Here is a 25,792-nt window from a genome sequence, read left to right as displayed (position 1 = left end):
TGTGGGGTTTCCCCATGTGAGAGTAGGTCATCGTCAAGATTAAATTCCGAAACCCCAATTGCGAAAGCAGTTGGGGTTTTGTTTTGCCCGCAGGAAAGTTCTTACTCCCCCATTGGACAGCTCCGGCTGTCACATTCTCTCGACAATGCTAAGGTTCGGCCCTAGCTTTTGTATTCTTCCAAGGAAGTCTTTATGCCGGATGCCACGTCCCTCAATGCTGCGTTTATGGTGGTTCAAAGCAACAGTTTGAATGAACTGCGCAGTTTGGTGATCAGCATCATGCGGCGTTACCCGCTGGCTCCTCTGGAAAATGAAATTGCGTTGGTGCAGAGCAATGGCATCGCCCAATGGCTGAAGCTGGCGCTGGCTGAAGACCCGGAAGATGATGATCTGGGAGGCTGTGGAATTGCTGCCGCCATTGATGTGCAATTGCCAGGTAGTTTCATGTGGCAGCTCTATCGCATGGTTCTGGGGCGTGACGAAATCCCGGTCAAATCACTGCTCGATAAAGCCCCCCTGACATGGCGCCTTATGCGCCTGCTACCGCAGTTGATCAACCAGCCTCATTTCGAACCTTTGCAACGCTTCCTGACCAACGACACCGATTTGCGTAAGCGCTATCAGTTGGCCGAGCGGCTGGCGGACTTGTTCGACCAATACCAGGTTTACCGTGCTGACTGGCTTGAAGACTGGGCAGAAGGTCGGCACCAGCTACGCAATGTAAGAGGCGAAGCTAAGCCGCTGACATCTGCCAATTGCTGGCAGGCAGAATTGTGGCGCGCGTTATTGTTGGATGTGGGTGAGCAAGGCATGGCGCAGAGCCGTGCCGGCGTTCATCAACGGTTCATCGAGCGCATCAATAATCTCGACGTCGCACCGAAAGGCTTGCCCTCCAGAGTGATCGTTTTCGGGATTTCTTCACTGCCTGCTCAAGCCTTGGAAGCCCTCGCTGGGCTTGCCCGTTTCAGCCAGGTGCTACTTTGCGTCCACAATCCCTGCCGTTACCACTGGGCAGACATCGTCGCCGATAAAGACCTGCTTCGGCATCAATACAAACGACAGGCGCGCAAGAGTGGCATGCCGGTCGTCCTAGATCCGCAAACCCTTCATCAACATGCCCATCCGCTCTTGGCTGCGTGGGGTAAGCAGGGGCGTGATTACATTAATCTGCTCGATAGCTATGACGATCCAAACAGCTATCGCGCAGCATTTCGCGATGGCCGCATCGACCTGTTCAGTGACAGCCAGCCGCAGAACATGCTCAATCAACTGCAGGACGATATCTTGGAGTTGCGCCCCCTGAATGAAACTCGCGAGCTGTGGCCAGCAGTCGATCCGCAGACAGACCAGTCGATCCGTTTTCACATTACCCACAGTGCCCAGCGCGAAGTTGAAGTCCTGCATGATCAGTTGCTCGCACGGTTCAGCGATAATCCAGCTTTGAAACCCCGCGACATCATTGTCATGGTCCCGGACATCGACAGCTACGCGCCGCACATTCGTGCAGTGTTCGGCCAGCTGGATCGCCACGACCCGCGTTTCATTCCATTTACTCTCGCAGACCAAGGCCAGCGTGGTCGCGATCCTTTGCTGATTGCCGTCGAGCATTTGCTAAAACTGCCCGACAGTCGTTTCCCGGTCAGTGAAATCCTCGATCTGCTGGACGTTCCTGCATTGCGTGCTCGATTCGGTGTTGAGGAGCGCGACTTGCCGACGTTGCACCGCTGGATTGAAGGTGCCGGAATACGCTGGGGCATCAATGCCGAGCAGCGTGCGGGCCTGGGTTTGCCCGAACAGCTGGAGCAAAACAGTTGGCGTTTTGGTTTGCGGCGCATGCTGCTCGGTTATGCGGTAGGTAGCGCCGGTGCTTGTGAGGGAATTGAGCCTTACGACGAAATCGGTGGCCTGGATGCCGCGCTCATAGGGCCTTTGGTAGCGCTACTGGATGCGCTGGAAGTTGCTCACCATGAATTGACTCAGCCTGCCTCACCCAAACAATGGGGGATCAGGTTGCAAGCGCTTGTGCAGTTGTTTTTCCTGGCCAGTAACGAGCATGACGATTACTTGCTGGCTCAACTCGAAGAGCTGCGTGAGACATGGCTGGAAACGTGCGAGTCAGTCGGGTTGCAGGATGAGTTGCCCTTAACCGTAGTCCGCGAAGCGTGGCTGGCAGGGCTGGATCAAGGTCGTTTGTCCCAACGCTTCCTGGCCGGCGCTGTGAACTTCTGCACCTTGATGCCGATGCGCGCCATTCCATTCAAACTGGTCTGCTTGCTGGGAATGAATGATGGCGATTACCCGCGGGCGCAACCGCCACTGGACTTCGACCTGATGGGCAGTGATTACCGTCCAGGCGATCGGTCTCGTCGTGAGGATGACCGCTATTTGCTGCTGGAAGCACTGCTTTCAGCAGGTGAGCAACTCTACGTCAGTTGGGTCGGCCGTAGCATTCGCGATAACAGTGAACGCCCCGCCTCGGTACTGATTGGCCAGTTACGAGACCATCTTGCCAGTGGATGGCGATTGCATGACGCTAATGAAAATCTATTGGAGGCGCTGACTCGCGAACATCCGCTGCAACCCTTCAGTGCCCGTTATTTTCATGAAGGCGATGATCTGTTCAGCTATGCCAGCGAGTGGCAGGTGATTCATCAAGCGACAGGGGGACTTGCCGATATCGAGGCGCTCGACGACTTTGTTCAGGAAGAACCGTTGAGCCTTGGTCAGCTACAGGATTTTCTGCGCAACCCGGTGCGGCATTTTTTCAGTCAGCGGTTGAAGGTGTTTTTCGAAGCAGCAGAAGTGCCGTTGGCTGATGAAGAGCCGTTTGTGCTCGACGCGCTGCAACGCTATAGCCTCAGCGATAGCCTGCTCGACGCCGCGCTGCGCCAACTGGATCAAACCGATCAGGCACTCGACGTCCAGGCCCGGCGCCTGCAAAACAGTGGACTGTTGCCCATGGCGGGTTTCGGTGAAAGTTTGCAGCGCGAGTTGATCGAACCATTGCCGGATCTATTGCAGCGTTATCAACAGCTCCTGGCATTGTGGCCATCGCCCCTCAGCAGCGCGCTGCCGGTAAATCTTGAGTTGCAAGGTTTGCGCCTGGAAGGCTGGCTCAGTGGCCTACACCAACGGGCGGACGGCGGCTTGTTGTCGGTCACCACGATTCCCAACAGCATCGGTTCGATCAAGTCTCGCAAGTGGCACCGCATGACGCGTCCTTGGGTCAATCATCTGGTGGCGTGTGCCAGCGGAATGGCGATGACCACCGCGTTGGTTGCCAGCGACGACAGCCTGTTACTGGCGCCGATGGAGGAAGCCGTCGCGTTGCGGATCCTGGGTGATCTGTTGATGGCGTGGAAGACAGGCATGCGCCAACCGTTGCCCATCGCGGTAAAAACAGCCTTTGCCTGGCTCGGTCAAACAGACGCGATCAAGGCTGACATCGCGGCCCGAAAAGCCTACGAGGGTGACGGTGTGACCACCGATGGAGAGCGACGCGAAAGTGCGGCGCTGGCACGACAGTTCGCCGATTACGACGCTTTGATTGCCGACGAGAACTTCCCTGGTTGGTGTGACGCGTTGTACCGGCCACTGCTTGAGGCTCCCTGGCGTTCACTGAACAGCGAGGAGGCGCGCTCATGACCTCTCAAACACCGTTGGCCCTGGCATTTCCGCTGCGTGGCAGCCAACTGATCGAAGCCAGTGCCGGGACTGGCAAGACCTTCACTATTTCCGCACTTTATTTGCGGCTGGTTTTGGGACACGGCGTTGAGTCGAATGGATTTGGGCGCGACCTCCTGCCGCCGCAAATTCTGGTAGTGACATTTACCGATGCCGCGACCAAAGAGCTGCGAGAACGAATCCGTACGCGTCTCGCCGAGGCTGCGCGGTTTTTCCGTGATGAAACCCCGGCCCCCGACAGCCTGATTGCCGAACTGCGCGAGCAGTACCCCGAAGCGCAGTGGTCGGGTTGCGCAAACCGTCTGGACATCGCTGCGCAATGGATGGATGAAGCGGCCGTCTCGACCATTCACAGTTGGTGTCAGCGCATGTTGCGCGAGCATGCCTTCGACAGCGGCAGCCTGTTCACTCAAACCCTGGAAACCGATCACAGCGATTTGCTGGGCGAAGTCCTGCGCGATTATTGGCGGCTGTTCTGTTATCCGATGAAGGACGACGCGCTGAACTGGGTGCGAAGTCATTGGGGCGGTCCGGCGGCGTTGTTGCCAAAGTTGCGCGGGTTGTTCGCCAGCGAGCGCGACAACGGTGAGGGTAAAGAACCCGCCCAACTGATTGCTGAATGCTTGCAGGAACGCAGGGCAGCGCTGTTGGAGTTGAAGGCGCCGTGGGCACAGTGGGCGGATGAGTTACTTGCTATCTGTCATCAGGGTGTCGCAAGCAAAAGCGTCGATGGTCGAAAGATGCAGGTGCGCTACTTTGAACCCTGGTTCGAAAAAATAAAGGCCTGGGCTGAAGATGAAACCCAGGAGCAACTGGATATCGGCACCGGGTTCACGCGCCTGACTCCCGACGGTATGGCCGAAGCCTGGAAGGGTGAACCGCCAAGCCACCCGGCGCTTGATGCGATGTCCAGACTGAAGGCCAGCCTCGATGAATTGCCGACGCCTGATGCCGTTGTTTTGCAACATGCTGCGCATTGGGTCGGTGCCCGCTTCGAGGAAGAAAAGCGTCGCCGTGCCGAGATGGGCTTCGATGACATGCTGCTGCGCCTTGATGCAGCCTTGCAGTCGGAGGGCGGTGAGCGTCTGGCGACCTTGATCCGCGAACAGTTTCCGGTGGCGTTGATCGATGAATTCCAGGACACCGACCCGGTGCAGTACCGCATCTTCGAGAGCATCTATCGCATCGAAGACAACGATCCTGAATGTGGCCTTTTTCTGATCGGCGATCCGAAACAGGCCATTTATGCCTTCCGCGGTGCCGACATTTATACCTACCTGCGCGCGCGTCAGGCCACGACCGGTCGCTTGCACACGTTAGGCACCAATTTTCGTTCGAGCCATGGCATGGTCGGTGCCGTGAACCATGTGTTCGAGCGCGCAGAGTCTCGTGAAACCGGGCGCGGTGCCTTCCTGTTCCGTGAAAAGAATGGCGCCAATCCGGTGCCGTTCCTGCCCGTCGAATCACAGGGTCGCAAAGAGATTCTGAGTATCAATGGTCAGGTTGTTCCGGCCCTCAACATTTGGCATTTGTCTGGTGAGCAACCTGTGTCTGGCGCGGTTTATCGTCAGCAACTTGCGGCGGCATGTGCCAGTGAAATCACCGCGTTGCTCAATGGCGGACAACACGCGCGGGCCGGTTTCAGGCAGGAGGGCAAAGACTTTCGCGGCCTGTTACCGGCCGACATCGCCATCCTGGTTCGCGACGGCAAAGAAGCGCAAGCCGTGCGCGCAGAACTTGCGGCCCGGGGCGTGCGCAGTGTTTACCTGTCGGACAAGGACTCAGTGTTCGCCGCTCAGGAGGCCCACGATCTGTTGACTTGGCTTAAGGCGTGCGCCGAGCCAGACGTCGAGCGCCCGTTGCGCGCTGCATTGGCCTGCGTCACGTTAAACCTGTCGCTGACTGAGCTGGAGCGCCTGAACCAGGACGAACTCGCCTGGGAAGCGCGCGTCATGCAATTTCGCGGTTATCGTGAGCTGTGGCGAAAGCAGGGTGTGTTGCCGATGCTGCGGCGCTTGCTGCATGACTTCGAACTGCCGCAAACGTTGATCACGCGTAGTGACGGTGAGCGCGTGTTGACCAACCTTTTGCATCTATCAGAGTTGCTGCAACAGGCCGCTGCCGAACTGGATGGCGAACAAGCGCTGATTCGTCATTTGTCCGAGCATCTGGCCTTGTCCGGCCAAGCAGGTGAAGAACAGATCTTGCGACTGGAGAGTGATGAGCAATTGGTCAAAGTCGTGACCATTCACAAATCCAAGGGGCTTGAGTATCCGTTGGTGTTCCTGCCGTTTATTTGCTCCTCTAAACCCGTGGACGGCAGTCGTCTGCCGCTGCATTACCACGACGCCGACGGCAAGTCTCACGTGACGTTGAAGCCGACTGCGCAATTGATTGCCTTGGCTGACGATGAGCGGCTCGCCGAAGATTTACGCTTGCTTTATGTCGCCCTGACCCGGGCTCAACACGCTTGCTGGCTCGGCGTTACTGATCTCAAACGTGGCAATAACAACAGCTCGGTACTGCATCTTTCGGCGTTGGGTTATCTGCTGGGCGGCGGCGTGCCGTTGGCTGAGTCGGCTGGTTTGAAGCGCTGGCTGGAAGACCTGGTACAGGATGTGCCAGCGCTGGATTACCGTGAAATGCCCCAGGCCACGACCGAGATTTATCATCCGCCGCACAACGACGCGGTGTTGCTTGATCCGCTTGTTCCCAAGCGCAAGGCCAGTGAAAACTGGTGGATCGCCTCCTACAGCGCATTGCGTATGAGTGACAGCCTGAGCGTGGGCCGTGACGAAGCGCCGGAAAGCCCTCAAGCGCAAAAGCTTTTCGATGACGAGCGTCTCGATCCACAGGCGCCCCGGGAAGTGGTATCGGGTGGCGCGGATATCCATCGATTCCCACGTGGTCCGAACCCCGGCACCTTTCTCCATGGTTTGCTGGAGTGGGCCGGCGGTGAGGGTTTTTCCGCCGAGCCGCATGCTGTGGAGGATGCCATTGCTCGCCGTTGCAACCGCCGTGGCTGGGAGGGCTGGATCACAACGTTGAGCGACTGGCTGCAGCACTTGCTGAAATGCCCATTGCACATGGGCGCCGGGCAGCCGCCGGTGATTTTCGAACACTTAAGCCAATACCGCGTCGAGATGGAGTTCTGGTTCGCCAGCCACAAAGTCGACGTGTTCAAACTCGATGAACTGGTGCGCCAATACACCCACAACGGCATGGCCCGGGTGGCGGCAGAACCGGTAATGCTCAATGGCATGTTCAAAGGTTTTATCGACCTGACGTTCGAACACGACGGTCGTTATTACGTTGCCGACTATAAATCCAACTGGCTGGGCGTCGATGACACGGCGTACACCGAGCAGGCAATGGAACAGTCGATTCTCGATAACCGTTATGACCTCCAATATGTGCTGTACCTGTTGGCGCTACATCGCCAACTCAAGGCGCGGCTTGCCGACTACGACTACGACCGGCATGTCGGTGGGGCGTTGTACTTGTTCCTGCGCGGTACTCGTGCATCGAGTCAGGGCGTTTATTTCGCTCGTCCACCCAGAGAGCTGATCGAGCGTCTGGACCGAATGTTTCAAGGTAAGCCAGAACCGAAGGCCGAACCCGCCTGGGAACAGGGAGTCCTGTTATGAGCCGCACATTTGCTGATTTACTGCCGACGCCGCTGGCGTCTGAAAGCCTTGCGCAACTTGCCCCGTTAAGTCGCGCGGATGACCTGCTGCTGTTGCTCACGCGTTGGGTCGAGCGCGGTTGGTTGCGAGCACTGGACAAAGCATTTGTGGCGTTTTTGCATGAGTTGGCACCCGACGATGATCCGCTGGTGCTATTGGCGGCGGCATTGACCAGCCATCAACTGGGTCACGGCCATGTCTGCCTGGACCTGTTCGAGACGCTCAAGGAGCCGGACTTTGCCTTGTCGTTGCCGCCGGAGGGCGATGCGCAAAGTGGTGCAATGTTGTTGCCATCGCAATTGCTTGAGGCACTCGACGGCGCTCATTGGTGCAAGGTGTTGGCGGCCAGCACCCTGGTTGCGCTGGCAGCGGACAGTCGCGAGGTCGCGCAACAAAGACCCTTGGTGCTCTCGGGCAAACGCCTGTACTTGCGCCGCTATTGGACTTACGAGCGGCGCATCGATAACGCGTTGCGCGAACGGCTTGCGGAACGCGAAACAACACCGGGTGATTTGTCTGAACGCCTGACCGGTTTGTTCGGTGCTGCGAGGCCGGGAGAGGTGATCGACTGGCAAAAGCTTGCCTGTGCCTTGGCTACCCGCAGTGCATTCAGCATCGTCACCGGCGGTCCTGGAACAGGCAAAACCACCACCGTTGTGCGTTTGCTGGCGTTGCTTCAGGCGCCTGCGGTGGAGGCCGGTAAACCGCTGCGCATACGCCTCGCTGCGCCTACCGGGAAGGCTGCCGCGAGACTGACGGAGTCCATCAGCCAGCAAGTCCGGTCGCTGAAAGTCACGGAGGCCATTCGCGAAAAAATCCCCAGCGACGTCACCACCGTCCACCGTCTGCTCGGCAGCCGTCCGGGCACTCGTCACTTCAGGCATCACGCCGGTAATCGCTTGCCGCTGGACGTGCTGGTCGTAGACGAAGCGTCGATGATCGACCTCGAAATGATGGCCAATCTTCTCGACGCGATGCCCGCTCACGCGCGGCTGGTGCTGCTCGGTGACAAAGACCAACTGGCGTCGGTAGAGGCAGGCGCGGTGCTCGGCGATTTGTGCCGCGATGCTGAAGCCGGCTGGTACAGCCCGCACACCCGACAATGGCTGGAGGCCGTTAGCGGTGAAAACCTGGGCGACAGCGGTTTGCAGGAAGATGTCCATGGCGCTCATCCACTCGCCCAGCAAGTGGTGATGCTGCGCCATTCGCGGCGATTCGGCGAGGGCAGCGGCATTGGCCAACTGGCGCGCTGGGTCAATCAACAGCACCCCGAGGAGGCGCGCAAGTTGCTCGCCGCTCGCAGCCATGACGACGTTTTTTGCCTGTCGCTCAAGGGCGAACAGGATCGTGCCCTGGAGCGTTTGCTGCTTGAAGGTCATGGAGAAGGACCGCAAGGTTATCGGCATTACCTGAGTCTTCTGCGCAGCCAACGGCCGCCGCTCGAGAGTGCGCTGGACGATCCATGTTGGGCCGATTGGGCTCGGCAGGTGTTGCAGGCCTTCGATGCGTTTCAGCTGTTATGCGCCGTTCGCAAAGGACCGTGGGGTGTCGAAGGTTTGAATCATCGGGTAACCGCTGCACTGCTCAAGGCCCGGCTGATTGACAGCGACCAGCAATGGTACGAAGGCCGGCCCGTGCTAATGACTCGCAACGACTATGGCTTGGGGTTGATGAACGGCGACATCGGTATTGCGCTCAAGCTGCCAGAGCGCGATGGGCCCGACGCGGGTAAGCAGGTGCTGCGTGTTGCGTTTCCGCGTAACGACGGTCAGGGCGGTGTGCGTCTGGTGTTGCCTAGCCGGCTTAACGATGTCGAAACCGTCTATGCCATGACGGTGCACAAATCCCAGGGTTCGGAGTTCGCCCATACGGCGCTGATCTTGCCGGACGCGCTCAACCCGGTGCTCACCAAAGAACTGATCTACACCGGTATTACCCGGGCCAAACACTGGTTTACCTTGATCGAACCGCGCTCCGGGGTGTTCGAAGAAGCGGTACGGCGCAAGGTCAAACGGTTGAGCGGTTTGATGCTGGAGCTGGAAGCCAAGGACGATCCTGCGCTTTAAAGGCGTCCACCTTCGTCATGACAAGTGTCCGAAGTGCCATAGCCCACGGCCTCGCTGGCGATTAAGCGCTGTGCTATCGTTGCGGCATCATTGGGTTACGATCAAAGAGAAGCACTGCATGAAGTTGGCTGTCTGGACGACAGGGCGCGTCGTTGACTGCAAGCAAGTGCTGCTTGCCGTTCTCCTCTGTTTGCTCAACAGCGTGGCGTTTGCGCAACCGGAAATCCCGACGGGAATGGCCGACCAGCGTGCCAGATCGGTGACTCAAGTCGTCCTCGGGATACTCAGCTATGCCCGTTGGCCGGTTGAACCACAGAAACTGCGCTTGTGTATCGTCGGCCCTACTGAATACACCGATGACCTGGTCAAGGGTACGACGCAGGCGACGGGCCGCCCCGTTACCGTACAGCGACTGCTGGCCGATAACCCATCCATTGCCAATGCCTGTGACGCGGTGTACATCGGCAAGCTGACCACTGATGAACGCAGCCGACTCTTCGCCGCGCTGACGGGCCAACCGGTTTTGAGCATCAGCGAAGCCGACGACCAATGCACCGTCGGCAGTTTGTTTTGCCTGCGCGTGAGCGATGATCAAGTGTCTTTCGAGGTTAACCTCGACTCGGTTGCCCGCAGTGGGGTGCGTATTCATCCGAGCGTGCTGCAACTGTCGCGCCGCAAGCAGGCGGCACCATGAGCCTGTTCAAAGCGGCAAGTCGCCCGACCCTGCGTTCGGTCATTGGTCGCGGGCATTTGATCGTGGCGCTGGTTGCCGTCGCAATGGCCAGTGTTTCTCTGACGCTGCTGGGTGTGCTGGCCTTGCGCGTTTATGCCGACCACAACCTGCACCTGATTGCGCGATCGATCAACTACACCGTGGAAGCGGCCGTGGTGTTCAGCGATAAAACGGCGGCCACTGAAGCGCTTTCGCTGATCGCGTCCACCGAAGAAGTGGCAGACGCTACCGTGCTCGATAGACAAGGCAATGTCCTGGCTCATTGGCAGCGACCGGAAAGCGGCTTGTTCTCCGGCCTCGAAATGCAGATGTCCAAAGCCTTTCTGGAAAAGCCGATCAGCATGCCGATCATTCATCAAGACCAGGAAATCGGCAGCATTCAGCTCACCGGCCATGGCGGCAGTTTGCTGCGCTTTCTGCTCAGCGGTTTGATGGGGATTATTCTGTGTACCGCTGTCAGTGTTTGGGTGGCGTTGTACCTGGCGCGACGACAACTGCGCGGCATTACCGGCCCGATGCGTCGGCTGGCATCCGTCGCTCATGCGGTTCGTAGCGAGCGCGCCTTCGATCAGCGTGTGCCTCCTGCCGCTATTGCTGAACTCGACAACCTGGGTAACGACTTCAACGCCTTGCTCGATGAACTCGAATCCTGGCAGACCCATCTGCAGAGCGAAAACGAGAGCCTCGCTCACCAAGCCAGCCATGACAGCCTTACCGGGTTGCCGAATCGAGCGTTTTTCGAAGGTCGATTGATTCGCGCACTGCGCAATGCCAACAAGCTCGACGAGCGAGTGGCCGTGCTGTTTCTTGACAGCGATCGCTTCAAGGAAATCAACGATAACTTCGGCCACGCTGCAGGCGACGCAGTATTGGTCGCGGTCGCGAACCGCGTGCGCGCCCAACTGCGAGAAGAGGATCTGGTCGCGCGCTTGGGGGGTGATGAATTTGCAGTGCTGTTAACGCCATTGCACAAGACCGAAGATGCCGAGCGTATAGCCGACAAGATCCTCGCAAGCATGGAAACCCCGATTCCGTTGCCGGGCAATGCCGAGGTGTTGACCTCCCTCAGTATCGGTATTGCCGTTTACCCTGATCATGGCGTGACACCGGGTGCACTACTGAATGCCGCCGACGGCGCCATGTACCAAGCCAAGCGCCTGTCCCGAGGCGCACAGCAAACGGCCGGGTCGGAGTACCCCGTCGAAGCTGATCAAACCAGGAGCTAATTTCCGTGCTTTCACTGACTCAACGATCATTGCGCTTTTTCACGGTTACTGTGTTCATGGCTTTGCTGGCATTGACCGGTTGTCAGACTGCGCCGCAAAAAGGCCTGACGCCGGCGCAGATCGCCGCGCTGAAACAACAAGGCTTCGAGTTGACTGATGAGGGCTGGGCATTTGGCCTGTCCGGCAAAGTGCTGTTTGGCAGTGATGACGACAGCCTCAATCGCGCCAGTTCCGACATTGTCGAGCGTATCGGCAAGGCATTGCTGGCGGTCGACATTAATCGGGTGCGGGTCGATGGTCACACCGATACGTCGGGTAAAGAGTCCTATAACGAGACGCTTTCCCTGCGTCGGGCTAAAAGCGTCGCCAAAGTCCTGACATCGGTGGGCATGCAAGAACAGAACATTCAACTGCGTGGCCTCGGCAGCAGCAAACCGGTGGCCACCAACGACACCGCCGCCGGACGAACCGAGAACCGCCGGGTAGCTATTGTGGTCAGCGCCGACTAGTCTGCGAACAACATCTCGCGGCTTTCACCCATCAACAGTGCCTGGTTCTGCTCAGTCACCTCGCGGATGTAATCCCACAACAGGGTGATCCGCTTGAGCTTGCGCAGGTCCTCGCGGCAGTACATCCAGAATTGCCGGGTGATGTTGATCTCCTGCGGCAACACTGGCAGCAATCGTGGGTCCTGCGCGGCTAAAAAACACGGCAGAATGGCCAGTGAGCGCCCTTGCTGCGCCGCCACATACTGGGCGATTACGCTGGTGCTGCGCAGGTTGGCGCTGGCGCCTGGCAGCACGTTTGCCAGGTACAGCAGCTCTGAGCTGAACGCCAAATCGTCGACGTAACTGATGAATGAATGCTTGCCCAAGTCTGCCGGGCGCTTGATGGGCGGGTGTTTGTCCAGATAATCCTGGGTCGCGTAGAGCTGTAACCGGTAGTCGCACAGTTTGCAGCACACGTACGGGCCGTGTTCCGGACGCTCCAGGGCGATAACGATGTCGGCCTCGCGCTTGGATAAGCTGATGAAGTGCGGCAGCGGCAGGATGTCCACTGAGATCGCCGGGTAAGCGTCGACAAAATGGCTCAGTTGCGGCGTGATGAAGAAGCTGCCGAAGCCTTCTGTGCAGCCCATCCGCACATGCCCCGATAACGCTACGCCAGAGCCGGAAACCTGTTCACAGGCCATGTGCAATGTGCTTTCTATCGACTCGGCGTAACCCAGCAAGCGTTGCCCCTCGGCTGTCAGCACGAAACCGCTGGTCCGGGACTTTTCGAATAACAATGTACCCAGCGCCGCTTCCAGCGAACTGATGCGCCGCGAGACGGTAGTGTAGTCGACGGCCAGGCGCTTGGCAGCGGTGCTGGCCTTGCGGGTGCGGGCAACTTCAAGGAAAAACTTGAGGTCGTCCCAGTTCAGCGACCCTAAAGAGGTGATGTTTTTTTGCATGATGGACCGGCTTTTATGTGCGTTCTTATTAGAAGTTTGCACATCTATACTCCAAAAACAGTCCGACAACCAATCTGCTATACACGCCTCACCTCAAGGCGAATTTCCCGTCTTGGTCCCTGCATAGCTTTCCAGATAAAAAAAATTATTGGAGACCAGCATGAACGCATCGCTTACGCCCAACGAAGCCACTGTCCAGAACGTCAAGCTGCTGATCAACGGCGAATGGGTCGAGTCCCAGACCACCGAGTGGCACGACATCGTCAACCCGGCGACCCAGCAAGTGCTGGCCAAGGTCCCATTTGCTACCGCGCAGGAAGTCGACGCCGCCATCAGCGCCGCCCATCGTGCTTTTCAGACCTGGAAGCTGACGCCCATTGGCGCGCGGATGCGCATCATGCTCAAGCTACAGGCGTTGATTCGCGAACATTCCAAGCGCATTGCCGTGGTCCTCAGTGCTGAACAGGGCAAAACCATCGCGGACGCTGAAGGCGATATTTTCCGAGGCCTGGAAGTGGTTGAGCACGCCTGCTCGATCGGCACCCTGCAAATGGGCGAGTTCGCCGAAAACGTTGCCGGCGGTGTTGATACCTACACCTTGCGCCAGCCTATCGGTGTTTGCGCCGGTATCACGCCGTTCAATTTCCCGGCGATGATTCCGCTGTGGATGTTCCCGATGGCCATCGCTTGCGGTAACACCTTCGTGCTCAAACCCTCCGAGCAGGATCCGCTGTCGACCATGCTGCTGGTGGAACTGGCGATCGAGGCCGGTGTACCGGCGGGCGTGCTGAACGTGGTTCACGGTGGCAAGGACGTGGTGGACGCACTGTGCACGCATAAAGATATCAAGGCTGTTTCTTTCGTTGGGTCGACGGCGGTCGGTACTCACGTTTACGACCTGGCGGGTCAGCACGGCAAGCGTGTGCAATCGATGATGGGTGCCAAAAATCATGCGGTAGTGCTGCCGGATGCCAATCGCGAACAGACGCTGAATGCGTTGGTCGGCGCCGGTTTTGGTGCCGCCGGGCAACGCTGCATGGCCACCTCAGTCGTGGTGTTGGTGGGCGCAGCAAAAAAATGGCTACCAGACCTCAAAGCGCTGGCGCAAAAGCTCAAGGTGAATGCCGGCAGCGAGCCGGGTACCGATGTGGGGCCGGTGATTTCGAAACGAGCCAAGGCGCGTATCCTTGAGCTGATCGAAAGCGGCATCAAGGAAGGCGCAACACTGGAACTCGATGGCCGCAGCATCAGCGTCCCGGGCTTCGAACAAGGTAACTTTGTGGGCCCGACGCTGTTCAGCGGTGTGACCACTTCGATGCAAATCTACACCCAGGAAATCTTCGGCCCGGTGCTGGTGGTGCTGGAAGTGGATACGCTTGATCAAGCTATCGCACTGGTCAACGCCAACCCGTTCGGCAATGGCACGGGCCTGTTCACCCAGAGTGGTGCGGCGGCGCGTAAATTCCAGAGCGAGATCGATGTGGGCCAGGTCGGTATCAACATTCCGATTCCAGTGCCGGTTCCGTTCTTCAGCTTCACCGGCTCGCGCGGTTCCAAGCTTGGCGACCTCGGCCCGTATGGCAAGCAAGTGGTGCAGTTCTACACTCAGACCAAGACTGTCACCAGTCGCTGGTTCGATGACGACAGCGTCAACGACGGTGTGAACACCACCATCAACTTGCGTTAAGGAGCCGAACATGAAAATTGCCTTTATCGGTCTCGGCAACATGGGCGCGCCAATGGCGCGCAACCTGCTCAAGGCTGGCCATTCGCTGAACCTGTTCGACCTCAATCAAACCGTGCTCGCTGAACTCGCCCAATTGGGCGGCACCATCAGCACCTCGCCCAAGGAAGCAGCGCAGGGCACACAACTGGTGATTACCATGCTGCCGGCTGCGGCCCATGTGCGCAGTGTTTGGCTGGGTGATGACGGCGTACTGGCCGGGATAGCCCAAGGCGTCCCCGCGGTGGATTGCAGCACCATCGACCCACAAACTGCGCGCGATGTGGCGGCGGCTGCGGCCAAGCAAGGCGTGATCATGGCCGATGCGCCGGTGTCTGGCGGCACCGGCGGTGCAGCGGCGGGCACGTTGACCTTCATGGTCGGCGCCACGCCTGAGTTGTTCGCCACCCTGCAACCGGTATTGGCCCAGATGGGGCGCAACATCGTCCATTGCGGCGAAGTAGGCACCGGGCAAATCGCCAAGATTTGTAACAACCTGCTGCTGGGGATAACGATGGTTGGCGTCAGTGAGGCGATGGCGTTGGGCGACGCGTTGGGCATCGACACCGGCGTCCTCGCCGGGATCATCAACAGCTCTACCGGCCGGTGCTGGAGTTCGGACACCTACAACCCATGGCCCGGTATCGTTGAAACGGCGCCGTCGTCGCGCGGATACACCGGCGGTTTCGGCGCCGAGCTGATGCTCAAGGACTTGGGGTTGGCCACTGAAGCAGCGCGTCAGGCGCACCAGCCCGTGGTACTCGGTGCGGTGGCTCAGCAGTTGTATCAGGCGATGAGCCAGCGTGGTGAAGGGGGTAAAGACTTCTCGGCCATCATCAACAGCTATCGCAAACCCCAATAAGGGTTTTCAACGGGAGCCCGCGCAGTGCGGGCTCCTTTTTTTTGCATCAGATGACCCCGAAATACCCCCTCGCCTGAAATCTCTCGCCATCAAATACTCATCGTACCTCTTCCGAAAATCCCGCGTTTTAGCCCTGCGATATTTTTAAATACCCTCAAAAAAAGGCAGGTTTTTCAGTTTTTTACTTCGAAAAACGTGGCGTTCTGTCGATTGCAAAAAAATATTTTCTAATGTCATACTACGTCGTACAACAACAGAGGACGCTTGGTAATCTTGGGCGGACCTTCACGGATGGCGGGTATTTTTATGATTTTCGAAAGTCGGCGCGTTAAAGAAATTTCTTCATCTCCCAGCATGATCATTTCGATGCGAGCCAAGGAATTGGCGAGTCAAGGGCGCGATATTGTCGACATGAGCCTCGGCGAGCCTGATTTCGATACGCCTGCGCATATCATCGACGCAGCCGCTCAAGCCATGCGCGATGGTCACACTCGTTATACCGCTCCGCAGGGTACATTGGCTTTGCGCAAAGCGATCGTCAGCAAATTCCAGCGCGAAAACGGCCTGACCTACAGCGTTGACGAAATCACCGTCGGCAACGGCGCCAAGCAAGTTATTTTCAACACCTTCATGGCGACTTTGGAAGCTGGCGATGAAGTGATCATTCCCGCGCCGTACTGGGTTTCTTATTCCGATATCGTCGCCCTCAACGGTGGCAGCCCCAAGGTCATTCCCTGCGGCATCGATGTCGGCTTCAAGCTCAGCGCCGAAAAGTTGCAAGCCGCGCTGACTGACAAAACCCGTTGGTTGATCCTCAACTCGCCGTCTAACCCAAGCGGCGCTATTTACTGCGAAGCAGAGTTGCAAGCGCTGGGCAAAGTCCTTGAAGACTTCCCGAATGTGCTGGTCATGTCCGACGAAATCTATGAGCACGTTTTGCTGGCCGACCAACCGTTCGTATCGTTCGGCAACGCCTGCCCACAACTGCGCGATCGCACCTTGCTGATCAATGGTGTGGCCAAAGCGTACGCGATGACTGGCTGGCGCATCGGTTACGGCGCCGGGCCCAAGGCATTGATCGCCGCCATCAGTAAAATCCAGTCGCAAAGCACCTCGGGCGCCAGTGCGATTTCCCAGGAAGCTTCCCGCGCAGCCCTTGAAGGCCCGCAAGATTTCGTCAGCCGCAGTGCCGCCGAATACGCCGAGCGTGGGCGTCTGCTGGTGGATGGCTTGAGTGCTTGCCCGGGTTTGAACCTGAGTGCGCCGGCCGGGGCTTTTTATGCCTTTCCCGAGTGCAGCCAGTTACTGGGGAGCGTCACGCCTGAGGGCCGGGTAATTACCGATGATGTCGAGTTGTCCGCGTACCTGCTGGATCAGGCCGGTGTGGCTGTCGTACCGGGCGTTGCATTCGGTTTGCCGGGGTACTTCCGGTTGTCGTTTGCGATGTCCAGCGACCAGATAAAAAAAGCTGTCGTTCGTATCAGTGAAGCGCTTGCAGCCTTGCGCTGAAGCCTTCGCCTTTCGCTGTGCCAAAGCTGCCATAAATAGTCGGAGATATGCATGTTCGATCATAAGAAAAAGCTGGTTGCTCTACTCGTTGCCACTTGCCTGAGCGCCAGCGCAGTGCAGGCAGACGAGCTCACAGGAACACTGAAGAAAATCAAGGAACAAGGCACTGTCACCCTCGGCTACCGTGACGCGTCGCTGCCGTTTTCCTACCTCAATGACGCCCAGCAACCGATTGGCTACAGCATTGATTTGTGCCAGAAAATTGTGGACCAGATCAAAGTCAAAGTCGGCGAACCGAATCTCAAGACCCAGTACGTTTCGGTTGTCGCGGCGACCCGTACGCCTTTGCTGATTAACGGCACTATCGACCTGGAATGTGGCGTCACCACAAACACCGTCGAGCGTCAGAAGCAAATTAGTTTCTTGTTGACCAGCTATGTGGCCAGTGCCAAGTATGCGGTCAAGAAAACAGCCGGCATCAACAGCGTTGCCGATCTCAAGGGCAAGGCAGTGGTCGTGATCACTGGCGGCAGCGGTGAGTGGATCACCAAGAACCTCGACCGCGAAAAATCGCTGGGCCTGAAAATCCTCAATGCCAAGGACGGCGGCGAAGCCTTCCTGATGCTGGAAACCGGCCGCGCCGCTGCCTACATCAACGACGACGTGCAGTTGATGGCGACCATCGCCCAAAGCCGCAACCCAACCGGTTACACCTTGCTGCCGGAGCCGATGTCCGCTGAACCCTACGCCATCGGTATTCGCAAAAACGATCCGCAGTTCAAGTCGTTTGCTGATGACGTCCTGCGCAATCTGTACAGCACTGGTGTGATTGACGCTCAGTATCCGAAGTGGTTCGAGCAGCCGATTCCGCCGAAAAACGCGGTGATCAACCTGCCAATGAGCGAAGCCTTGAAAGAAGCTATCGCACATCCGAACGATACCGGCGTCTGATCCCGACACGCAATTATGTCGCGCTGCGCAAACGGCTAACGACCCATCAGGCAGGCACGCTCCTCTGATGGGTCGATAGCGTTTACGCGCCGACGGCTGTTCCCTATCAAAGGTTGGTGTGTTCATGGATTACAACTGGAATTGGGGCATTTTCTGGGACTCTGCTCCCGGAGAGTCTTCTTCGTATCTGTATTGGTTAATCACCGGCACTAGCTGGACGCTGGCAACCACTCTCGCTGCTTTCATTCTTGCGTTCCTGATTGGCGGATTGATCGGCACCTTGCGCACCAGCACGATTCGCCCGCTGGTATGGCTATGCAACGTCTACACCGAGGTGTTTCGCAACATCCCCTTGCTGGTGCAGATGTTCATCTGTTTTTTTGTCGTACCCGAGTTACTGCCGGTATCGCTCGGCGATTACCTCAAGCAGGACTTACCGTATCCCTCATTCTTTAGCGCCGTGGTGGCCCTGACCCTGTTCACCTCGGCCAAGCTGTCGGAGCTGTTCAAGGCTGGCATCGAGTCCGTCGCCGCCGGGCAACGTGGTGCAGCGCTGGCGCTCGGGTTGCGGCCCACGCAGATGTACATGCAAGTGCTGTTGCCGCAGGCGATTCGCGTGGTGTTTCCGCCGCTGACATCCGAGGCGCTGAACACGCTCAAGAACTCATCGGTGGCGTTGACCATCGGCCTGATGGAGTTGACCGCACAAGCACGTAACGTCAGTGAGTACTCGTTCAATACCTTCGAAGCATTCACTGCGGCGACTGTGATCTATGTGGTCATTTCGCTGCTGGTAACTTTCGTCATGGGTCATATCGAACGCTCCCTGGCCATCCGCGGCGCGACGAGGTAAGTCATGTTTGATCTAGATCCCAGTGTCATCGTCCGAGCCCTGCCAGCGCTTTGGAATGGCCTGAAATTCACCCTGCTGCTGACCCTTGTAGCGATGTCCGTGGGCATCGTTGCCGGAACCTTGCTGGCACTGATGCGCTTGTCGCATAACCGCGTGCTGCGTGGCTTCGCCCTGACATACGTGACCGTGATGCGGAGCATTCCGCTGGTGCTGGTGATTTTCTGGTTTTACTTCCTGATGCCGCTGTTGCTGCAGATGGCCTTCGGCACCGAGCGGCCGGTACAAATCGGTCCTGTGGTCACTGCATTCGTGACCTTCTGCATGTTTGAGGCCGCGTATTACAGCGAGATTATTCGCGGTGGTATCCAGAGTATCAGCGGTGGTCAGAAACAAGCTGCGGCGGCGCTGGGCATGCGTCCGACGCAATCGATGATGTACGTGATCCTGCCGCAGGCCTTGCGCCGCATGGCGCCTTTGCTGCTGACCCAGACCATCATCCTGTTTCAGGACACGTCATTGGTTTACGTGCTGTCCATCGCCGACTTCACGGGTGCGGCCAGCAAATTCGCCCAACGTGACGGGCGCCTGGTCGAGCTGTATTTGTTCGTTGCCTTGGTTTACCTGGTGATCTGCTACGCGCTGTCCAGCCTGACCAAACGCATGAAAAGAAACATGGGGAGAACCGCATGATCCAGATGAAAAACCTGAACAAATGGTACGGCAACTTCCAGGTTCTGAAGAACTGCACCACGCAGCTTTCGCGTGGCGAAGTGGTGGTGGTCTGCGGGCCTTCCGGCTCGGGCAAGAGCACGCTCATCAAATGCGTCAATGGCCTTGAGCCGGTGCAGGATGGCTCGATTTTTATCGAAGGCCAGCCAGTCACCGGCAAGGGTGTTGACTTGCCCAAGCTGCGTGCACGGGTGGGAATGGTGTTTCAGCATTTTGAACTGTTCCCGCACCTGAGCATTATCGACAACCTCAATCTGGCGCAGATCAAGGTGCTCAAGCGTGACGTCGCCACGGCAACCAAAAAGAGCAAGGCACTGCTGGAGCGAGTCGGGCTAAAAAGCCATGCAGACAAGTTCCCGATCCAGTTGTCCGGCGGTCAACAGCAACGTGTAGCGATTGCCCGTGCCCTGGCCATGGACCCGATTGCGATGCTGTTCGATGAGCCGACGTCGGCGCTTGACCCGGAAATGGTCAATGAGGTGCTGGATGTCATGGTGCAACTGGCCGGTGAGGGCATGACCATGATGTGCGTAACCCACGAAATGGGCTTTGCTCGCAAAGTGGCCGATCGCGTGGTGTTCATGGACGGTGGCGAGATTATTGAGGATGTGAAGTCTGAAGAGTTCTTCAGCGCTCCGCGCTCGGACCGCGCCCGCAACTTCCTGTCGAAGATTCTGCAGCACTGATTGTTCAACATTTCAGAGGGCCAATCGGCCCTCTGCGTTGTTGATGCTTCAGGCAAACACGAAATACTTGCGCACGGTTTCAACCACTTCCCACGTGCCTTTCATTCCGGGCTCCACGACAAAAATATCACCGGCGCGCAGATGGATCGGCTCCATGCCGTCCGGCGTGATCACGCAGTAGCCTTCCTGAAAATGGCAGTACTCCCACTTCAAATAGTCCACTCGCCATTTGCCCGGTGTGCAAATCCACGTGCCCATGATCTTGCTGCCATCTTCGCTGGTGTAGGCATTGAGGTTGACGGTGTGCGGGTCGCCTTCCAGTTTTTCCCATTTGCAGGCATCGAGTACCGGCAGTGGATGAGTGTCGCGAAGAACAGTAATCGGTGCGGACATAAAGACTCCGAGCGTTAGGGACAACAGAACTTGCACCCTATAGCGCTTGGCCCGGCATCAGTTGTCTGTGTTCGACACTGAGCTGTCCAGAAACGCAACTGCGCGTGCTCGTGTTGTCGCGTCCGGCAGCAGGGTATTCAGCAACGCCTTGGCGTAACCGGGAAGCGTCGTGAAGTTTCTGGCGCAGAGCTGTAACTTGCGCATGGCCCACGGCTCTTGCAGGGCGATGCATTTGAACGGGCGCTCACCTGGCCAGCGTTCGACGGCTGCCAACGGCACAATTGCCAGCCCGGCGCCGCGCGCGACCATGCGCATGACACCTTCGAAGCCGTCGGTACGGATGCGAATTTGCAGGCGTGCGCCGGCGTGCAGTGCTTGTTCTTCGAGGTACACCGCCAAGGCACTGTTGGCGTTCAACCCCACGTAATCGTGGTGCAACGTGTCGTTGAAGCTCAGTGTGGGAATGTTCGCGAGAGGGTGATTGGCGGGCAGAATCAACACCAGCGGATCGTCACGAAACGGCAAGGTTTGCAGAGGTTCGGTGTCCACCGCATCGGAGACAATCCCGAGGTCGGCGGCGCCTTGACGCAGGGCGTGAGTAATTCGGGCGCTGGGCAATTCCTGCAGGTCGATGTCGAGGTTGGGGTGTTCGCGCAGGAAGTCGGCGAGCAACTCCGGAAGGTATTCGGTGATCGCCGTGGTGTTGCACAACAACCGTACCTGGCCTTTGACGCCATTGGCGTACTCGGCCAACTCCTGCTGCATGCTTGCCGCGTGTTGCAGCAAGGTGCGCGCGTGTTTCGCCAATGCCTTGCCGGCAGGCGTGGGCGTGACCCCACGCCGATTGCGTTGCAGGAAATCGATACCGAGCGAGGCCTCCATCGCACGAATTCGCGCGCTCGCAGCCGCCAGCGATAAATGGCTGCGAGCGGCGCCTGCAGTGATGTTGCCGCTGTCCAGGATGTTCAGGTAAAGGCGCAGGTCGATCAGGTCGAAGTGCATGGCAACTGCCTCGGAATAGGTACGGCTCGCGAAAATCCGCCTGCTGTGAGGCGTGCTGGCGAAGCCATTCGCCAGCGCAAAAAATTATCAGCCTCTTGCACGGCAGTAGGCTGTCTCAGTATATGGCAGATTTTCATGTCACCACCCAGGGTTCAGGATAGGCGCATGAATACACTCGTCGCGTACTATCAAAACCTGGGTTTAACCCTTTCACTGCTGGTCATCGTGACCTTTCTGCTGGCCGGCGTAGTAAAAGGGGTAATCGGCTTGGGCCTGCCAACCATTGCCATGGGTTTACTTGGCTTGGCTATGGCGCCGACGCAGGCTGCCGCATTGTTGATCATCCCCGCGACGTTGACCAACGCCTGGCAATTGGCATTCGGCGGGCATTTGCGCGCGCTGATCAAACGCCTGTGGCCGATGCTGCTGGCGATTTTCATCGGCACGGGCGCGGGTACGCTTTGGCTCGGCATGGCGGGCGGGCATTGGGTGGTTCGCGGTTTGGGCGCGGCGTTATTGCTGTACGCGTTGAGCGGGTTGTTTTTGCCAACCCTGCACGTTGGCCATCACACCGAGCGCTGGCTTGGCCCGGTGTGCGGCGTACTGACGGGTGTCATCACCTCCGCCACGGGAGTGTTTGTGATTCCGGCCGTGCCTTACCTGCAAGCGCTGGGTTTGAGCAAAGACCAAATGGTCCAGGCGCTGGGCCTGTCGTTCACCGTGTCGACGCTGGCGCTGGCCGCTGGCCTGTTATGGCGGGGTGCGCTCGGTGGCGGTGAACTGGGTGCTTCGCTGCTGGTGCTGATCCCGGCAGTGCTTGGCATGTTGTTCGGCCAATGGCTGCGACAACGGATCAGCGCGGTACTGTTCAGGCGCGTGTTTTTCATTGGCATGGCCGTGCTAGGCGCCCATTTGCTGATCAGCGGTTAGCAGAGGAAGGGCTGAGCATGTCGATGGCGCGGATGTCGAAATCTCGCTCCAGATACTCCATGCGCACATCAAGAAACTGCTTCATGTGCGGCAAGTTTGAGTGCACATCGAGGTGGGCCTGCGATTGCCAGATCTCGTAGAAGATAAACAGCGACGGGTCTTGCTGGTCACGCAACATGTGGTACTCGATGCAGCCCGGCTCGGCGCGGCTTGCCTCTACATAACCGCGGAAAAACGCTTCGAAGGCTTCAGCTTTTTCCGGGCGGGTCTTTGCTTGCAGAATAAAACCTTGCACGTCACTCATCAGAAAATCCTCTCAAGTCAGAATTGCCGCCAGTTTAAGACAACAATCGACAGGCGATTCGTGCGTCTGGGTCAAATGAGTTTTGTGAAATCGACGCTTACTCCGCGCGAGTCGGGCCGATACGCTGCCGCCATCGAATTCCAAACCTTTCCGAGATTTCTGATGAAAAAAGTACTCCTGCTGAATGGCGGCAAAAAATTTGCCCACTCTGATGGCCGCTACAATGCGACGCTGCACGACGCCGCGCTGAGCGTGCTCGATCGCGGTGGGGTCGATCTGAAAACTACCTTCATTGACGAGGGCTACGACGTCGCTGAAGAGGTCGCCAAATTCCTCTGGGCCGATGTGATCATTTATCAAATGCCAGGCTGGTGGATGGGCGCGCCGTGGACCGTCAAGAAGTACATCGACGAAGTCTTCACCGAAGGCCACGGCAGCCTGTACGCCAGCGATGGCCGCACCCGATCCGATGCGTCGCAAAAGTATGGCAGCGGCGGTTTGTTGCAAGGCAAACAGTACATGCTGTCGCTGACCTGGAACGCGCCACAACAAGCGTTCGACGACCCGAGCGACTTCTTTGAAGCCAAAGGCGTAGACGCGGTGTATTTCCCGTTTCACAAGGCCAACGAGTTCCTCGGCATGACCGGTTTGCCGACCTTCCTCAGCGTTGACGTGATGAAGCGTCCGAACATCGAAGCCGATGTCGCACGTTATGAGCAGCATTTGCGCGAGGTGTTTGGCTTGAAGGCCTAAGGCTCGGCTACTATTGATGCCTGGGGCCACACTTGCAGGAGCCCTGCTGCTGCAAAAGACATAAGGAACACATGTGAAAGCCAGGTCCGATGAGCTGCAGATTTTTGTCTGCGTAATTGAATGCGGTTCGATTTCTGCGGCGGCCGAACAGGTTGGGCAAACCCCTTCGGCCGTCAGTCGCACGTTGTCGCGGCTGGAGGCCAAGCTTGAAACCACGCTGATCAACCGCACCACACGGCGCATGGACCTGACCGAGGAGGGCAAGTATTTTTTCGAGCACGCCAAGCTGATTCTCGATCAGATGGATGAGCTTGAAGAACGCCTGACTTCACGTCAGCAAACGCCTTCCGGACGTCTGCGGATCAACGCGGCATCGCCGTTCATGCTGCACGCCATCGTGCCGCACATCGATGAATTTCGCAGGCTCTATCCCGATATTCAGCTTGAGCTCAACAGCAACGACCTGATCATTGACCTGCTCGAACAAAGTACCGACATCGCCATTCGCATCGGTGCGCTGGCTGATTCGACGTTGCATGCCCGCTCGTTGGGTTGCAGCCCGCTGCACATCGTCGCCAGCAAGGCTTACCTCGAACAACACGGCACACCGGTCGCGGTCGCTGATTTGAGCGGGCATGCCTTGCTGGGGTTTACCCAGAACGAAGGCCTCAACCAATGGCCACTGCGTTATGTGCACGGTGACCGTTGGCCGATTCAGCCGTCAATCAGTGCCTCCAGCGGTGAGACAATCAGGCACTTGGCGCTGGAAGGGCAGGGCATTGCGTGTCTGTCGCACTTCATGACCATCGACGACATTCGCGCCGGTCGCTTGCACGTACTGCTCGCGGATTTCAACAGCGGATATCGCCAGCCGATCAACGCGGTGTACTACCGTAATTCGCAGCTTGCCCTGCGGATTCAATGCTTTTTGGACTTCATTCAGGGCAAATTGGCGGTTTATGCAATGACGGATTTCAGCGGCTGATTCGTGATCCCTGCGCAAGAGTGAATTGGGCCACCGGGGATGTTTCGCCAGGGATCGCTGCTCGATACTGGTCGCATCTCTTACCCACGCAGGGAGTTTTCCATGAACGTATTCGTTACCGGCGCCGCAGGTTTCATCGGCGGCTCTATCGCCACCGGCCTGGTCCAGGCTGGCCATGCAGTGACAGGGTTGGTGCGCAGCGTCGAACAAGCCACTGAGCTGAGCGCACTGGGCATCACCCCGGTGATCGGCACACTGGATGACAGCGCTTTGCTGACTCAGCAGGCGCAGGCCGCCGACGCGGTGATCAACGCCGCCAGCAGTGACCATCGCGGCGCCGTGCAAACCTTGCTCGATGCATTGCGCGGTTCCCATAAAGTGTTCCTGCACACCAGCGGTTCGAGCATCGTCGGCGATGCTTCTGGCGGCAAATCCAGCGACGTCATCTATTACGAAGACAAACTGCCAGAGCCTACTGTCGATAAGGCTGCCCGCGTGGCCATCGATAACCTGGTGCTTGCGGCGGCAAACGATGGAGTGAATTCGGCGGTCATCTGCAACACGCTGATTTATGGCCACAGCCTGGGCGTCAAGCGTGACAGCGTGCAGCTGCCGCGCTTGCTGAAACAGGCGCGCAAAAGCGGCGTGGTCCGTCACGTCGGTACCGGGCAAAACATCTGGTCCAACGTGCACATTGCCGACGTGGTCTCGCTGTACTTGCTGGCGCTGACCAAGAATAAACCGGGCACCTTTTACTTCGTCGAAAGCGGCGAAGCGTCGTTCATCGACATGACCACTGCGATTGCGAAAGCACTGAACCTCGGCCCGCCGCAAGACTGGCCATTGAAAGAGGCCGAAGCCGAGTGGGGTTATGAAATGGCCAACTACGGCTTGGGCTCCAACAGTCGAGTTCGCGGTAAAAATGCGCGTGAGCTGCTGGGCTGGGCGCCGAAGCGCACCTCGGTCGTTGAATGGATCCGTGACGAGATGGTGTGAGTTTGCTTCACGCCGCATCGCGAGGGCGTTAACTCAGTCGACATCATCGTCGCTGTAAGACCGCTATCGCGAGCAGGCTCACTCCCACATTGGGTCCTGCTCCAGCCACAGATTCCGTGTGCGCCAGAGATCCCCTGTGGGAGCGAGCCTGCTCGCGATGGTGTTAAATCAGTCAACATCATCGTCGCTGTAAGACCGCTATCGCGAGCAGGCTCACTCCCACATTGGGTCCTGTTCCAGCCACAGATTCCGTGTGCGCCAGAGATCC

The 25,792-nt window shown here is 58.0% G+C and carries 21 protein-coding genes; 17 read left to right on the top strand and 4 right to left on the bottom strand.

The genetic code is table 11. The features are described 5' to 3' along the window. The first annotated feature begins 192 nt into the window (after positions 1–192). From recC to ACQR3R_RS30465, 6 genes are all read left to right on the top strand, one after another. Positions 193–3,645 (top strand): exodeoxyribonuclease V subunit gamma, encoded by a 3,453-nt coding sequence (gene recC, locus ACQR3R_RS30490; RefSeq protein WP_428278448.1) that lies wholly within the window; start codon positions 193–195, stop codon positions 3,643–3,645. After that, positions 3,642–7,331 (top strand): exodeoxyribonuclease V subunit beta, encoded by a 3,690-nt coding sequence (gene recB / locus ACQR3R_RS30485; protein WP_428278446.1) that lies wholly within the window; start codon positions 3,642–3,644, stop codon positions 7,329–7,331. The genes recC and recB overlap by 4 nt, the downstream gene beginning before the upstream one ends. Continuing rightward, positions 7,328–9,436, top strand: a complete 2,109-nt coding sequence (recD, locus tag ACQR3R_RS30480) for an exodeoxyribonuclease V subunit alpha (RefSeq protein ID WP_428278444.1) — start codon at positions 7,328–7,330, stop codon at positions 9,434–9,436. The genes recB and recD overlap by 4 nt, the downstream gene beginning before the upstream one ends. A gap of 118 nt (positions 9,437–9,554) precedes the next feature. Further along, positions 9,555–10,130: a regulatory sequestration protein YfiR gene (locus tag ACQR3R_RS30475; protein WP_428278442.1), complete on the top strand. Its 576-nt coding sequence runs from the start codon at positions 9,555–9,557 to the stop codon at positions 10,128–10,130. After that, positions 10,127–11,395 carry a diguanylate cyclase DgcN/YfiN gene (locus ACQR3R_RS30470; protein WP_428278440.1) on the top strand — a complete coding sequence of 423 codons (1,269 nt, stop codon included), beginning with the start codon at positions 10,127–10,129 and terminating at the stop codon, positions 11,393–11,395. The genes ACQR3R_RS30475 and ACQR3R_RS30470 overlap by 4 nt, the downstream gene beginning before the upstream one ends. A 5-nt stretch (positions 11,396–11,400) precedes the next feature. Continuing rightward, positions 11,401–11,904 carry an outer membrane lipoprotein YfiB gene (locus tag ACQR3R_RS30465; protein WP_428278438.1) on the top strand — a complete coding sequence of 168 codons (504 nt, stop codon included), beginning with the start codon at positions 11,401–11,403 and terminating at the stop codon, positions 11,902–11,904. On the opposite strand, the gene ACQR3R_RS30460 is transcribed toward ACQR3R_RS30465, so the two are convergent. After that, positions 11,901–12,848 (bottom strand): LysR substrate-binding domain-containing protein, encoded by a 948-nt coding sequence (locus ACQR3R_RS30460; protein ID WP_428278436.1) that lies wholly within the window; start codon positions 12,846–12,848, stop codon positions 11,901–11,903. The two genes, ACQR3R_RS30465 and ACQR3R_RS30460, sit on opposite strands and share 4 nt — an antisense overlap. Before the next feature lie 160 nt (positions 12,849–13,008). On the opposite strand from ACQR3R_RS30460, the gene ACQR3R_RS30455 reads away from it, so the two are divergent. From ACQR3R_RS30455 to ACQR3R_RS30425, 7 genes are all read left to right on the top strand, one after another. Beyond that, positions 13,009–14,535, top strand: a complete 1,527-nt coding sequence (locus ACQR3R_RS30455) for a CoA-acylating methylmalonate-semialdehyde dehydrogenase (RefSeq protein ID WP_428278434.1) — start codon at positions 13,009–13,011, stop codon at positions 14,533–14,535. 10 nt (positions 14,536–14,545) lie between these two features. Further along, entirely contained in the window at positions 14,546–15,433 is an 888-nt protein-coding gene (gene mmsB / locus ACQR3R_RS30450; RefSeq protein WP_428278432.1) for a 3-hydroxyisobutyrate dehydrogenase, read from the top strand. A 366-nt stretch (positions 15,434–15,799) separates the two neighbouring features. Further along, positions 15,800–16,942 carry an aminotransferase class I/II-fold pyridoxal phosphate-dependent enzyme gene (locus ACQR3R_RS30445; protein WP_428278430.1) on the top strand — a complete coding sequence of 381 codons (1,143 nt, stop codon included), beginning with the start codon at positions 15,800–15,802 and terminating at the stop codon, positions 16,940–16,942. A gap of 51 nt (positions 16,943–16,993) precedes the next feature. Next, the gene (locus ACQR3R_RS30440; protein WP_428278428.1) at positions 16,994–17,893 is read left to right on the top strand and encodes a transporter substrate-binding domain-containing protein; all 900 of its coding nucleotides are present in this window, start codon (positions 16,994–16,996) and stop codon (positions 17,891–17,893) included. Positions 17,894–18,017: 124 nt separating this feature from the next. Continuing rightward, positions 18,018–18,746: an ABC transporter permease subunit gene (locus tag ACQR3R_RS30435; RefSeq protein ID WP_428278426.1), complete on the top strand. Its 729-nt coding sequence runs from the start codon at positions 18,018–18,020 to the stop codon at positions 18,744–18,746. Positions 18,747–18,749: 3 nt separating this feature from the next. Continuing rightward, positions 18,750–19,436, top strand: coding sequence for an ABC transporter permease subunit (locus ACQR3R_RS30430; RefSeq protein WP_428278424.1), 687 nt, complete (start codon positions 18,750–18,752; stop codon positions 19,434–19,436). Next, entirely contained in the window at positions 19,433–20,161 is a 729-nt protein-coding gene (locus tag ACQR3R_RS30425) for an ATP-binding cassette domain-containing protein (RefSeq protein ID WP_428278422.1), read from the top strand. Before ACQR3R_RS30430 ends, ACQR3R_RS30425 begins: the two co-directional genes overlap by 4 nt. 48 nt (positions 20,162–20,209) lie before the next feature. Here the strand turns inward: ACQR3R_RS30425 and ACQR3R_RS30420 are convergent, their stop codons facing one another. Both ACQR3R_RS30420 and ACQR3R_RS30415 read right to left on the bottom strand, forming a co-directional pair. Beyond that, positions 20,210–20,554 (bottom strand): cupin domain-containing protein, encoded by a 345-nt coding sequence (locus tag ACQR3R_RS30420; RefSeq protein WP_428278420.1) that lies wholly within the window; start codon positions 20,552–20,554, stop codon positions 20,210–20,212. 57 nt (positions 20,555–20,611) lie between these two features. Continuing rightward, positions 20,612–21,556: a LysR substrate-binding domain-containing protein gene (locus ACQR3R_RS30415; protein WP_428278418.1), complete on the bottom strand. Its 945-nt coding sequence runs from the start codon at positions 21,554–21,556 to the stop codon at positions 20,612–20,614. Positions 21,557–21,721: 165 nt separating this feature from the next. On the opposite strand from ACQR3R_RS30415, the gene ACQR3R_RS30410 reads away from it, so the two are divergent. Then, positions 21,722–22,486 carry a TSUP family transporter gene (locus ACQR3R_RS30410; protein ID WP_428278416.1) on the top strand — a complete coding sequence of 255 codons (765 nt, stop codon included), beginning with the start codon at positions 21,722–21,724 and terminating at the stop codon, positions 22,484–22,486. Here ACQR3R_RS30410 and ACQR3R_RS30405 read toward each other — a convergent pair. Beyond that, positions 22,476–22,790, bottom strand: coding sequence for an antibiotic biosynthesis monooxygenase (locus ACQR3R_RS30405; protein ID WP_428278414.1), 315 nt, complete (start codon positions 22,788–22,790; stop codon positions 22,476–22,478). The two genes, ACQR3R_RS30410 and ACQR3R_RS30405, sit on opposite strands and share 11 nt — an antisense overlap. 162 nt (positions 22,791–22,952) lie before the next feature. Here ACQR3R_RS30405 and ACQR3R_RS30400 point away from each other — a divergent pair, with 162 nt between their 5' ends. The 3 genes from ACQR3R_RS30400 to ACQR3R_RS30390 all read left to right on the top strand — a co-directional run bounded on the left by ACQR3R_RS30400 (position 22,953) and on the right by ACQR3R_RS30390 (position 25,524). Further along, positions 22,953–23,543: an NADPH:quinone oxidoreductase MdaB gene (locus ACQR3R_RS30400; protein ID WP_428278412.1), complete on the top strand. Its 591-nt coding sequence runs from the start codon at positions 22,953–22,955 to the stop codon at positions 23,541–23,543. A gap of 73 nt (positions 23,544–23,616) precedes the next feature. After that, positions 23,617–24,528: a LysR substrate-binding domain-containing protein gene (locus ACQR3R_RS30395; RefSeq protein ID WP_428278410.1), complete on the top strand. Its 912-nt coding sequence runs from the start codon at positions 23,617–23,619 to the stop codon at positions 24,526–24,528. Positions 24,529–24,630: 102 nt separating this feature from the next. Beyond that, entirely contained in the window at positions 24,631–25,524 is an 894-nt protein-coding gene (locus ACQR3R_RS30390; protein WP_428278408.1) for an NAD-dependent epimerase/dehydratase family protein, read from the top strand. The last annotated feature ends 268 nt before the right edge of the window (positions 25,525–25,792 follow it).

The organism is Gordonia sp. IEGM753 (assembly GCF_050321825.1).
In the GTDB taxonomy this organism is placed as follows: domain Bacteria; phylum Pseudomonadota; class Gammaproteobacteria; order Pseudomonadales; family Pseudomonadaceae; genus Aquipseudomonas.
This window is presented reverse-complemented; position numbering and strand designations above follow the sequence as displayed.

What these genes read in the sequence shown, in the direction of transcription:
- ACQR3R_RS30435 (WP_428278426.1), top strand. Translation starts at nt 18,018, where the DNA reads ATGGATTACAACTGGAATTGGGGCATTTTCTGGGACTCTGCTCCCGGA.
- ACQR3R_RS30475 (WP_428278442.1), top strand. Translation starts at nt 9,555, where the DNA reads ATGAAGTTGGCTGTCTGGACGACAGGGCGCGTCGTTGACTGCAAGCAA.
- mmsB (WP_428278432.1), top strand. Translation starts at nt 14,546, where the DNA reads ATGAAAATTGCCTTTATCGGTCTCGGCAACATGGGCGCGCCAATGGCG.
- ACQR3R_RS30410 (WP_428278416.1), top strand. Translation starts at nt 21,722, where the DNA reads ATGAATACACTCGTCGCGTACTATCAAAACCTGGGTTTAACCCTTTCA.
- ACQR3R_RS30425 (WP_428278422.1), top strand. Translation starts at nt 19,433, where the DNA reads ATGATCCAGATGAAAAACCTGAACAAATGGTACGGCAACTTCCAGGTT.
- ACQR3R_RS30445 (WP_428278430.1), top strand. Translation starts at nt 15,800, where the DNA reads ATGCGAGCCAAGGAATTGGCGAGTCAAGGGCGCGATATTGTCGACATG.
- recC (WP_428278448.1), top strand. Translation starts at nt 193, where the DNA reads ATGCCGGATGCCACGTCCCTCAATGCTGCGTTTATGGTGGTTCAAAGC.
- ACQR3R_RS30455 (WP_428278434.1), top strand. Translation starts at nt 13,009, where the DNA reads ATGAACGCATCGCTTACGCCCAACGAAGCCACTGTCCAGAACGTCAAG.
- recD (WP_428278444.1), top strand. Translation starts at nt 7,328, where the DNA reads ATGAGCCGCACATTTGCTGATTTACTGCCGACGCCGCTGGCGTCTGAA.
- recB (WP_428278446.1), top strand. Translation starts at nt 3,642, where the DNA reads ATGACCTCTCAAACACCGTTGGCCCTGGCATTTCCGCTGCGTGGCAGC.
- ACQR3R_RS30405 (WP_428278414.1), bottom strand. Translation starts at nt 22,790, where the DNA reads ATGAGTGACGTGCAAGGTTTTATTCTGCAAGCAAAGACCCGCCCGGAA.
- ACQR3R_RS30390 (WP_428278408.1), top strand. Translation starts at nt 24,631, where the DNA reads ATGAACGTATTCGTTACCGGCGCCGCAGGTTTCATCGGCGGCTCTATC.
- ACQR3R_RS30460 (WP_428278436.1), bottom strand. Translation starts at nt 12,848, where the DNA reads ATGCAAAAAAACATCACCTCTTTAGGGTCGCTGAACTGGGACGACCTC.
- ACQR3R_RS30470 (WP_428278440.1), top strand. Translation starts at nt 10,127, where the DNA reads ATGAGCCTGTTCAAAGCGGCAAGTCGCCCGACCCTGCGTTCGGTCATT.
- ACQR3R_RS30400 (WP_428278412.1), top strand. Translation starts at nt 22,953, where the DNA reads ATGAAAAAAGTACTCCTGCTGAATGGCGGCAAAAAATTTGCCCACTCT.
- ACQR3R_RS30415 (WP_428278418.1), bottom strand. Translation starts at nt 21,556, where the DNA reads ATGCACTTCGACCTGATCGACCTGCGCCTTTACCTGAACATCCTGGAC.
- ACQR3R_RS30440 (WP_428278428.1), top strand. Translation starts at nt 16,994, where the DNA reads ATGTTCGATCATAAGAAAAAGCTGGTTGCTCTACTCGTTGCCACTTGC.
- ACQR3R_RS30430 (WP_428278424.1), top strand. Translation starts at nt 18,750, where the DNA reads ATGTTTGATCTAGATCCCAGTGTCATCGTCCGAGCCCTGCCAGCGCTT.
- ACQR3R_RS30420 (WP_428278420.1), bottom strand. Translation starts at nt 20,554, where the DNA reads ATGTCCGCACCGATTACTGTTCTTCGCGACACTCATCCACTGCCGGTA.